Below are 10,846 nucleotides of genomic sequence, written 5' to 3'. Positions count from 1 at the left end.
TCATTCCGTGTTGCGGTTGCTGTGGCTAAGCAAGCAATTGCTGAAGGTTTGAATCAAGTTGAAATCGACGACGTTGAAGCTGCTGTTAAGGCTGCTCAATGGACGCCTGAATACTAATCGCACATAGGAGTCATTTAAGATGTCTGCATTGCTAACTTCAATCTCATCTGTTGTTGAGATTATTTTCGTGATTGCTTTGGGTTTCTTCCTCCGCAACGGCGGTAAGTTTCAAGACTCATTCAAGCACGATATTGAATTTTTGATTATGAAGGTCGCATTGCCCTTAAACATTTTCGTAGGTGTTTTGGACAACTTGACCCGCTCAAAGTTACTATCCCTTTCTGGATCACTGATTTTTGTTATTATTTCTTTTGCTTTTGGTTACTTGGTAGCTTGGCTGTTAACAAAGATTTTGAAGGTTCGCGAAGGCCGTCGTGGTACGTTTATTAACATGTTTGTTAATGCAAACACGATTTTTATTGGATTGCCTTTGAATTTGGCCTTGTTTGGTAACCATTCATTGTCATTCTTCCTGGTTTACTACCTAGCAAACACCGTTTCAACGTGGGCTATTGGTATTTTCTTCGTTTCAAATGACGGACCAAAGTCTGACGTTGCGCAAAAGTTTAACTGGAAAAAGTTGTTACCTGCCCCATTGCTTGGGTTTATCGTTGCCTTGATCTGGTTGCTACTTGATTTGCCATTACCAACGCTTGTTGATAAGACTTTCTCAATGGTCGGCGGTGTCGTTACGCCACTGTCATTGATTTACATTGGTATCGTCTTGGCCGACGCTGGATTGAAGTCAATCCACTTTGACCGTGATACCATCGTTGCCTTACTCGGTCGTTTCGTCTTTGCGCCTGCCGTCATGATTGTTGTCATGATGATGTTCAAGCACAATATGACGATCCCTTCTGTCGAGCAAGGAACGTTAATTATCCAAGCGGCCGCCCCTGGATTAGCTGTTTTGCCAATCCTAGTAGGTGAAGCTAAGGGTGATGTTGAATATGCAACAAACGTTGTCACAACGTCAACAGTCTTATTCGTGATCGTGGTGCCAATTTTGATGGAAATCATCACCCTATTGTAAGACTGAATTCATTTATACCAAATTAACCTTTTAAACCAATCTCATAGAATAAACTTGATGCATCGTGCTATAAACAACTACACGAACTAGCAGAACACTTTTACAAAACAAATTGTTGTTTGCTGTTGCGATACACCAAGCGATTGTACCTACCATTTACAGAAATGTATGGTACTAAAAGACCCCGTTGCCTAACCAGCAACGGGGTCTTTTTTATCAGAACAAATTTTTAATTACTAATTACAATTGGCCCCATGCAGACGATGCAATTGATGGGAACAAATGTACCATACGCTCAATTTCAGCTTGACCAAATTTAAACTCAATGGCTGGCAACAAAGCATTAATGACATCATCTGCCTTATGTGACACTTCCGTTGCACCAACCAGCTTGTGTGCTTGATCAAAAATTAAAATGTTGTCACCAATCTTTTCTTGATCAACTTGGCGGTACCAATCATCTGGAATGTGATTTTGGACCATCGTGTACAATTCAGGATTAGCCTCAGCTTCAGCCACCGTTACCCCAACCTGTGCCAAACGTGGTGACGTAAAGACAACAGACGGAATTACTGGATACACGATTGGATCTGTCGTTTCACCGGCAAACGTATGCATCAGGTAAAGTGACTCAAAAATGGCCGTTGGCGTTAATTTAGGTTGTACCTTATCAATCACGTCACCTGACGCATAAATATTTGGTACCGTCGTCCGCAAGTAATCGTCAACGACAATTCCCTTTGCATTATAACTAACGCCAACTGTTTCCAAGCCAAGCTCTTCGACATTCGGAATACGGCCAGTTGCGTCTAAGACCCAATCTGTTTCAACCGCCAAATCAGCACCACGCACAACTAGGCCATCTGCGCCCTGCACAATAGCATCAACTTGTGTGTCACGATCGAATACAACGCCACGTGATGTCAAATCAGCAATGATTTGTTCTACGAACGGTTGGTGGTAAGCGCGGAGTGCCTGTGTGCCGCGCATCAAAACAGTGACTTCTGCACCAGCAGCATTTGCCATTGTTGCAAATTCCATTGCAATATAACCCGCACCAATAATTGTCACTCGGTTTGGCATGTCACTCAAATTCAAGAAATCTGAAGAATCATGCGCTAAATCTGCACCTGGGATTGTCAGACGGTTTGGACGCAATCCTGTCGCAATGACAATCTTGTCTGCCGTCTTAGCCTCACCATTAACCATCACTGTGTGGGCATCTGCCAACGTTCCACGACCAAACAACACATCAACATCAGTTGAATCCAACAAACCTTGGATGAATGCTGGCAAACCATCAATAACATCGTGCTTGTGCGCTTGATTAGCAGGCCAATCAATCTTAACGTCACCTGTCACAACGCCGTGAACATCTTCCATATGGCGTTGGAAAGCCACTGGTGAATCTAATACAATTTTTGCGTTGCAGCCACGATTTGGGCAGGTTCCACCGACCAAATCCTGTTCAACAACACCAACCTTCTTCCCTTTCGCTCCCAACGGAATTGCCCCGTCAAATGTACCGTGGCCACTACCGATATACAACACATCATAATCATACGTTGTCATAAAATCTTTCCTCCCGTGGAAATATGCGATTGTTTAGATATAATTGAGCTCTCAAAATCAATTACATTATCTAGTATATCGGAAAAGTAAGCGAATTCATAATATTTAACCTGATACAAAAAGTCGACCTTGATTGATGACAATCAAAGTCGGCTTTCTTAAGGTTTATTATTTAAATAGTGCCCGCGATGCTAACGCAATCAACTCAGTTAATTCATCATTAGAAACTGTTAACCCATTACGCAAACGCGATTGCAATAACCACTGCATCGGTTGCAATGACTGCGCAACAATAATATCCACATTAGCCGTCATCAATAGTTGTTGCTGGTATGCGCGCTTAATAACAGTTAACATTGCCGGTCCCAGCAAAGATCCTTCCCCCTGAATCTCCGTTGGCAGGAATTCTGGATTCGCTACCAACGTTGCCATAAAGGCAACTTGCTTGGGATGCTGCTCAAATGTTTGTGCGTACGCTCGCATCACGACTTCGAATTGTTCTTGTGGTGTCTGGTCATCGTCAGGCACCGCAATACTCCCCACTAACAATGTCTGAACTTTTTCAAATAGCTGCCCCAGTAAATCTGCTTTATTTGCGTAATAGATGTAAGCTGTGGCAACCGAAACACCTGCTCGCTTAGCCAATTTATTAATACTAAAATTCGCAATACCCGCTTCTTCAACGAGGTCATATGTCGCATCTTCTAATGCTTTTATTTTATTACTGTCTCTTGTTCTCATACTCTTATATTAAGGGAGTTTCCCTTTCCGTTCAAGCGTGAATTCGACGCCAAATCGCTTGTATGACAACAGTCAAAATAACCGCCGTTAACGCGCCAGCGCTATCAAGCATCACATCCGCAAACATTGGTGACCGACCACCCGTCAAAGACTGATGGAATTCATCCAGGCCAGCATACCCCGTTGCAGCCTGCCACGCAATGAAAGCAGCAATGAACCAATTACCGAGTTGTTTATGAATAGCCATGTACCAAGCCATTCCAAGAATAAAGTAAGTGCTAAAATGCGCAAACTTACGCATAAAAAAACTCAACATATTTAAAATAATTTTGCGATGCGTCCGTCACATCCCCACCGTAATGAATCGGGAACTGAGCGAAAACATCCTTTAAGGGTTCGTTTGCCAACACATGGTGCAACGTACCAATTTGACTCTGTTGGGCATAGGTTTGACTACTCGAATAAAAAAGCACCGCCATGATCAAAAAGGCGATGCCATACCAAATGGTGGTTCCTTGTAATTTTCTCATGCTCATATGTTACTAAGCTTCTCTTGGCGCCGTCAAGTGGGCAAAAGTAAGTGCCTCAACTCTTTTCTGATAAGCGACCGTCGACAATTTCATACGTCCGATCTGCAAACTCCTGTAATCGGATATCGTGCGTCACCACAACAACTGCTTTATGCTGTTGGTGTGCAATTTCAGCCAGCAGTTGACCGACCTCGTTTACCCGCTCACTATCTAACGCAGCTGTCGGTTCATCAGCCAAAATAATTGTTGGATCCGCATATAGCGCCCGTGCCAACGCCACCCGTTGCTTTTGACCACCTGACAATTCGTCTGGATATCGGTGCGTCATGGCCACGATACCCAGACGTCTTAAAATACGCTCAAACGTTTTTTCAGCTACATTAGGCGTTTTCTTTACCTGATCAACCAACTTAAATTGATCGGCAACCGTCAAATAAGGCACCAAATTGTATGCTTGTAAAACGAAGCCAATTTTATCAAGTCGTAGTTTCTCTAAATCGCGTTGCGTTAATGCTTGTAAATCTTCGTTCATCAAGCGCACCTCACCTTCAGTCGGTGTTTGCAACCCTCCTAAAATCGTCAAGAGCGTGCTCTTACCAGATCCCGAAGGACCGATAATCAACACAACTTCACTCGCACGGACTGACATCGACGCATCTTGTAACGCCACGACTTGATTTTCTCCCTGGCCAAACCGTTTTGTTACATGGCGAACTGCTAACACTTCCTTTGTCATGATTACCCTCCAATCACACTTGCTGGGTCAATTTTACTAATCAACCGAATTGGTACGATGGTTCCTAACAGCCCCGTCAGCAACAGCCCTAGCGCAATTAGTCCCGTAACAGGCCAACTGATATACACCGGCACAGTATCTGGTAATAGGGTTAAGGTCATCACGGCCAATCCACCCCCAATGACCACCGCCGACATCACAATTACTCCTGTTTCGAAGAGTGTATTGCGAGTCAAAAAACGGTTTGGTATGCCTTGCGCACGTAAGACCGCCAAATTAGGCAATTTTTGAATCGTCAAAATATATAGGAAGATTGTCATAATAATCATCGAAATGATAACCAAAAAGCCGATCATCAAGCCAAACGTGGCTTTTTGTGCCACATACCCAGGTAGTTTATCAATGAGTTGCTTCGTTGAATAGTTCACTAATTCACGCGGTACATTCGGCGCATCCTCGCGATAAACGGCTAAACTTCCTGCATAATCATTTGAAACACCCTTGATTGAAGACCAAGCTTCTAAATCACCGTAAACAACCGGTGCCATATTGTACTGCGCTTGGGCGACATAGCCAACGATCTTATAACGCGTTGCTGATAAGCCTAATGTCACCGTCTCGTGGCGGGGGTACCGTGCATGATTTAACGTCGTATCAACAGCAATTTCGTCCGCATGCTGTGGCAGCCGACCACTAACAACTTGCAACCGGTCCTTCACAAATTCATTTGCATGCAACCCAATAAACTGGACTGACTCACGATGTCCGGCACGTTTCATCGTTGTCGGCGTAATTCCTAAAATTGCTGCGCCACGCTTTTGCTGTAATGACCGCGCTTCTTGCTCAGTTAACAAGGATTGACCAGCATTACCATTTGCATCCCGTGTCATTACGGCTGATTTAATTTGCCAGCTCTCGATTGCCACTGTATTTTCACGTGCTAGTCCCATCGCCAATGCACAGAGCACAAAGACGAGGTAACTAATTAACATGACGACCGTGATAACTAGCCCGTATCGCATTTTCTCTTTTTTAATTTCACGCCAAGCTAAGAACATTGGAGCACCTCCTATGATTGATAGCGCTATCATATCAATGAGTTGCCACTTGCGATACTATCAAACGCGCAAAAACGGCATGCCTTAAAAAACTGACATGCCGTTTTTATTTCTTTTTATCAACCTGATCGATGTATCAATCTTTAACGATCAATATGTTGCCGTTGAAAGCGCGCAATAGCGGCTGTCACACCCGCAACAGCCGCAACCATTACTGCGACCACTTCAACTACCGTTTGTTTTACGACAGCTGTTGTATCTGCTACCGTTTGACGCAATGTTGTTGTCTTGCTCTCAGAAGCCAATGTCTTCGCTGTAATGCGTTCTGGTGTCGAGACAGATGATTGACTACTTTGACTTGAACTTGCCTCAGAGACGCTTGTCGCACGACTCAATGACGTTGCCGCAGCGGACACTACCGCCTTACTTGTTGCCGTTGACTCAGTAGCGACGGTCATTGCAGATGACGCACGGTTCTTAGTCGATGACATCGCCCGGTCACTTGTTATTGCCGATGATACGGGTGCACTAACCGACGCTGATTCTGTTACCGCCGAACTTTCTGCGACGGATGTAGACTGCGGTGCATCAAATGCTGCATTATCAATTTCACATCCGTGTGATGCCAAATCTGCCTTTAAGGCTTCATAATCATGCGCTTGACCACCCAACTGGCCGCCCGCTGGGGCCATCAAGGTTGAATTTGAATCATGATTCAACCCTAACGAATGCCCCATTTCATGGGTAATAACCGTTTGTAAATCAACCCCTTGCGTCGCAATTCGAGCTGGATAAACATCTGTAATCCCATCAGGCGCATATGTTAACGCAACGTTTGGATCGGAATCCCCTGTTGCCGTCTCTTGTTTTTCAACTTTAACAGTCGCCGCAGCTGGATCGCTTGTAACCTGAACAACAGTTGCGCCAGCTAAACTATTCCAATAGGCAGCCGCTTGAGCTGTTTGCGCGGGGTAATCGGCAGAATAGGCCACTACTTCGCCTTGTGAATCTAAATTACTGTACTCCCAAGTCACAGCGTGCACAGACTGCCCAAACGGCAGTGAAGCCACTGTCAGTGACGTTGCAAGTACAACTTTAATGAATCGCATTGTTTTTCTCTCCTTGAAAACTCAGCATCTATCATATTACTTTTGTTTTGTAAGGAGAAAGCGAATCGTTTTATGTAATCGCTTACGATATATAAGTGTAATTTTGTCACAAAAAAGACACTTAACCTAAAGCTAAGTGTCTCTTGTTAAATCATATTATTAAGCTTCTCGCGCTGTCATGAATGCACGCGTCATTGGCAACCCTTGCCCTGCAGGTCCCTTTGTCATCAAGAATTGAATAACGTCAATGTTACCCGCTTCAAATGACGCCGCACTACCTTGCAAATACAAGTCCCATGCCCGAGCAAATGGCTCACCATGCTCAGCAATCGTCTCGTCATACACGTTGTGGTAATTTGCCGTCCACGCTTCCAACGTCTTTTGGTAGTGGCGTCGCAATGGCTCAATATCATCCATTTGCAAACCAGCTTCCATAATGTGTGTCACATTTTCAGCAATGTTTGGAATATAACCACCTGGGAAGATATACTTTTGGATAAACGGATCGACACCAGCACCATAGTGTTGTCCTGTGATACCGTGAATCAATGCACGTCCATTAGGCACTAGGTACTCAGCAACCTTCTTAAAGTACTCACCAAGGTTCTCTTTTCCAACGTGCTCAAACATACCGACTGATGTAATGTAGTCAAATTGCATATCCTTGATATCACGGTAATCCATCAACATGACGTGCACCTTATCTTCAAGACCCAATTCCTTAACACGCTCTTGCGTTAGGGCATATTGCTCTTCAGACAAAGTCACACCATAGGCATCTAAGCCATACTCTTGGGCGGCCGTAATAATCAACGTTCCCCACCCTGAACCGATATCCAATAACTTCTTACCAGGTTCAGCATGCAACTTATCCAAGATGTGGTGCACCTTGGCAACTTGCGCTTCTTCAAGCGTCATATCATCACGCGCCCAATAAGCAGCTGAATAGGTCATCGTCTTGTCTAGCCACTTATTGTAGAAATCATTTCCGATATCATAGTGACTATGAATATCTTCCTTAGATGATTGCTTATCGTGGCCGTGCATCATCTTCGTCAAAGTTCCCTTAAACCCACTTTGGTTCGTTAGAAAACTACCTGACTTACGATAAGCCGACGCAATCAATTCTTGAATACTACCTTCAATTTCAATGTCACGACTCATATAAGCCTCAGACAAAGTCAACGTTGGCATTTTAGCCAGCGTCTTCATATCCAATTTTTTATTTAACTTAATGTGGACCTTTGGAAGGCCCTCGCCATAGTTTTCAGTCTTGCCATCCCAGTATGTCACCATAACTGGCATGTCAAAGGCATTTGCTAAAAGCTTACTTAAAACAGTTTTTTCTAACATCTCTGCAATACACCTCAACTAAAATTAGATACTAACGTCATTCTACTCTTTTATTTCGGAAAACGTATTAATAATGTATTAAATTTTACTTATTTGGCATTAATAGTTAAGGGCATAACTTATATTAGATGCCCGACACTCCAAAGTACAAGCCGTCTGGATTGGCGAAATTAAAGACTTTTTGCAGTCCCATCTCAACTAGTTCCCCTGTCTCAATCCCTAGACTTTGCATTTTTTCGTACAAAGTCTCAATATCGTCGGAATGCAACATCACTGATGGCACATTATCTGCTACCTCAGGGGAATTTTCTTTAATAAACGTCAAATCAAAAATGTTAAACGCAAAAGCGCCATCTTCACTAGGCGCCATTTGCACCATTTCTGTCGCTCCCATATCTTGGCGATCACGCTCGACAAAACCCACCGATTGCCAGAATTTCGCCTCCCGGTCCACATCCGTCACATATAGCATCACTTCAACATCATTATTCATCTCTTTAGCCTACCATTCCGATTTTTCTAAATCATACCATAATGGCGTAAAAAAAAGCATCTACGTCAAACGTAGATGCTTTCTTTAAGACTTAAGGTAAAATGCAGATTACCAAGAAGCCTTCTTAACACCAGGGATCAAGCCCTTGTGTGCCAATTGACGGAAGTTCAAACGTGACATTCCGAACTCGCGCATGTAAGCGTGAGGACGTCCATCAATCTTATCACGGTTGTGCATACGTACAGGTGAGGCGTTGCGAGGCAACTTTGACAAACCTACGTAGTCACCAGCAGCCTTCAAGGCAGCACGCTTCTCAGCGTACTTCTCGACAGTTGCTTCAATCTTCTTAGCCTTAGCGATCTTTGACTTCTTAGCCATGATTACTTAACCTCCTTGAACACAGTAACACGACGCAACTTTGGAGAGTACTTCTTCAACTCCAAGCGGTCTGGTGTGTTACGACGGTTCTTAGAAGTTAGGTAGATACGCTCACCAGTTTCGGCGGCTTCTAACAAAATGTTAATGCGCATTAACATAACTCCTTGAATTTAATTTGTGAGGTGCCCCTCACCACTAATTTGAACGACAGGATTAGCTGCATTGGGCTAATCCCCAAGCTTGCGCCGTTACAATATAGCTAGTAAATTACAAATAATTATATTACACAGTTTGTTCGCAAATATCAAGTGTTTTGACCAAAAAAGTGACAAGTAATTTTACTTGACGCATTTTTAGTCGCCCAACAAACGTTAAATAAATCCACAGGATACTTAAAAAGCCACCAATCCTCAGCTCTTGAATCAGGATTGGTGGCTTTTATGAGTTTAATTAATCTGTCACAGTAGCTGTTTCGTCACGAATCTCAGGCGTATCATCAATGACACCTGAATCTCCGCGCAACACAACCCCGCCAAACTTCTTAACATCCAAAACCATGTTAGGAATCATGTAGTCCTTTGAGTAACCCTTGATTGGCAATGGTCCGATGTTTGAATCGATTGTTTCGTCGAACCATGGTAACAAAGGTTGGTCCTCACGAATAATGGCAAACACGAATGAAACTTGCATGGCAACCTCACCGTGGTGTGAATATGGTGACACACCATCTTCATACATCATCACCAAACGGCGACCAGGCTCGGCCTTCAAAATAGGGTTAATCTTCTCCAATGCAGCATCAGTAATTGTCAAATACATGATTTCTTCCTCCTTCAGATTTTGTCTGAATTCATTCAATTTAATTGTTTCATCTCTTTCAACAATTAAAGTATAGCACCCTGAATTTTGAGCGGTTGAAAAAAGGCACACTTCTGTCACGATACCTGATTACCAGAGATCATCAGTCCGCCAAGCGCATAAAATACCAACTCATTAGGCCAAAACCAGCTGCTAAGACATCAAGTGCTAAGACATCAAAGAACCCTGCCAATGGCCAGCCTAATAGTGGCACAACAAATTGCAAGACATGAAACAAACCGAAAAGAATTGTTAGCAACTTCAACCCATTAGCTAAAGAATCCATTTCGCGGCGCACACTAGCAATCGCAACGCGCCAGAGCGACCAAATAAGTACAATCACCAAGCCACCAAACACAACATCACGGACAATTACGCCACGTGCTAACACTGCCTCTGTGATCGAATTCAACGGCCAAACTAACTGTAAAATCACGGCTGCTAACCAGACAATCAATAATTGTTGCATTGCTGCAGACAACGTTTTGTCTTGCTCATATCGGGCAAAACGCCACACAGCAACCAAAGTTAATAATATTAATAGCCCCGCCACTAACTCTAACCCGTGAAAGCCACTTGCATACATCGCATCCGGGGCAGTCAGCACCGCTAATGGGTATTTCGCTAATTTATACGTGGGCCAAACAAATGTTGCGATAACACTCTCTAACATTAAAATAATCGCGCCAATTAACCCAGCGCCTAAAACAAATTTTCGTTGCCACCATTGTTGCATGCTATCACCTCGTTTAAATCAATAGTTCCATTGTACAAAAAACGTTCAGATGCGCCTAGCACCTGAACGTTTTCTTGTCGTCTCATTAAGGTTTACTTCATTTTAGTTGTCCGGATTTCTTCAAACTGGCCGTCAAAGACGTTTGTTCGATTGGCTGAGGCCCTCATTTTATCAAATGGCGTCACATGA

At 43.5% G+C, this 10,846-nt stretch carries 13 protein-coding genes and 1 pseudogene; 2 read left to right on the top strand and 12 right to left on the bottom strand.

Features of this window, described 5'->3' with window-relative positions; genetic code table 11:
- Both WEIDD23_RS14215 and WEIDD23_RS01360 read left to right on the top strand, forming a co-directional pair.
- A partial coding sequence (locus tag WEIDD23_RS14215) for a hypothetical protein (RefSeq protein ID WP_242865406.1) occupies nt 1–117 on the top strand: 117 nt, incomplete at its 5' end.
- 22 nt (nt 118–139) lie between these two features.
- Entirely contained in the window at nt 140–1,093 is a 954-nt protein-coding gene (locus WEIDD23_RS01360) for an AEC family transporter (RefSeq protein ID WP_010371612.1), read from the top strand.
- A 240-nt stretch (nt 1,094–1,333) separates the two neighbouring features.
- Here WEIDD23_RS01360 and WEIDD23_RS01355 read toward each other — a convergent pair whose 3' ends face one another.
- The 12 genes and pseudogenes from WEIDD23_RS01355 to WEIDD23_RS01300 all read right to left on the bottom strand — a co-directional run bounded on the left by WEIDD23_RS01355 (nt 1,334) and on the right by WEIDD23_RS01300 (nt 10,657).
- Nucleotides 1,334–2,665, bottom strand: coding sequence for a dihydrolipoyl dehydrogenase family protein (locus WEIDD23_RS01355; RefSeq protein WP_010371616.1), 1,332 nt, complete (start codon nt 2,663–2,665; stop codon nt 1,334–1,336).
- Between the two features lie 168 nt (nt 2,666–2,833).
- On the bottom strand, nt 2,834–3,406 hold the full coding sequence (locus tag WEIDD23_RS01350; RefSeq protein WP_010371619.1) for a TetR/AcrR family transcriptional regulator: 573 nt from the start codon (nt 3,404–3,406) through the stop codon (nt 2,834–2,836).
- Between the two features lie 31 nt (nt 3,407–3,437).
- Nucleotides 3,438–3,936, bottom strand: a pseudogene (locus WEIDD23_RS01345) (VanZ family protein).
- A 55-nt stretch (nt 3,937–3,991) separates the two neighbouring features.
- Entirely contained in the window at nt 3,992–4,672 is a 681-nt protein-coding gene (locus tag WEIDD23_RS01340) for an ABC transporter ATP-binding protein (protein ID WP_010371627.1), read from the bottom strand.
- A gap of 2 nt (nt 4,673–4,674) precedes the next feature.
- On the bottom strand, nt 4,675–5,730 hold the full coding sequence (locus WEIDD23_RS01335) for an FtsX-like permease family protein (RefSeq protein WP_010371628.1): 1,056 nt from the start codon (nt 5,728–5,730) through the stop codon (nt 4,675–4,677).
- Between the two features lie 143 nt (nt 5,731–5,873).
- Nucleotides 5,874–6,839, bottom strand: a complete 966-nt coding sequence (locus WEIDD23_RS01330) for a matrixin family metalloprotease (RefSeq protein ID WP_010371631.1) — start codon at nt 6,837–6,839, stop codon at nt 5,874–5,876.
- A gap of 159 nt (nt 6,840–6,998) precedes the next feature.
- Nucleotides 6,999–8,192, bottom strand: a complete 1,194-nt coding sequence (locus WEIDD23_RS01325; protein ID WP_010371635.1) for an SAM-dependent methyltransferase — start codon at nt 8,190–8,192, stop codon at nt 6,999–7,001.
- A 124-nt stretch (nt 8,193–8,316) separates the two neighbouring features.
- Nucleotides 8,317–8,685, bottom strand: a complete 369-nt coding sequence (locus WEIDD23_RS01320; protein ID WP_010371638.1) for a VOC family protein — start codon at nt 8,683–8,685, stop codon at nt 8,317–8,319.
- Nucleotides 8,686–8,793: 108 nt separating this feature from the next.
- On the bottom strand, nt 8,794–9,063 hold the full coding sequence (gene rpsN, locus WEIDD23_RS01315; RefSeq protein ID WP_010371640.1) for a 30S ribosomal protein S14: 270 nt from the start codon (nt 9,061–9,063) through the stop codon (nt 8,794–8,796).
- A gap of 2 nt (nt 9,064–9,065) precedes the next feature.
- Nucleotides 9,066–9,215 carry a 50S ribosomal protein L33 gene (gene rpmG, locus WEIDD23_RS01310; protein WP_002827335.1) on the bottom strand — a complete coding sequence of 50 codons (150 nt, stop codon included), beginning with the start codon at nt 9,213–9,215 and terminating at the stop codon, nt 9,066–9,068.
- Between the two features lie 298 nt (nt 9,216–9,513).
- On the bottom strand, nt 9,514–9,882 hold the full coding sequence (locus tag WEIDD23_RS01305; protein WP_010371650.1) for an iron-sulfur cluster biosynthesis family protein: 369 nt from the start codon (nt 9,880–9,882) through the stop codon (nt 9,514–9,516).
- A 142-nt stretch (nt 9,883–10,024) separates the two neighbouring features.
- A complete protein-coding gene (locus WEIDD23_RS01300; protein ID WP_010371653.1) occupies nt 10,025–10,657 on the bottom strand; it encodes a hypothetical protein in 633 nt (210 codons plus the stop codon).
- Nucleotides 10,658–10,846 lie beyond the last annotated feature (189 nt).

Source organism: Weissella sp. DD23 (genome assembly GCF_001579105.1).
Taxonomy (GTDB): domain Bacteria; phylum Bacillota; class Bacilli; order Lactobacillales; family Lactobacillaceae; genus Weissella; species Weissella cibaria.
Note: the sequence above shows the minus strand (reverse complement) of the source record. Positions and strands in the feature narration are given on the sequence as shown.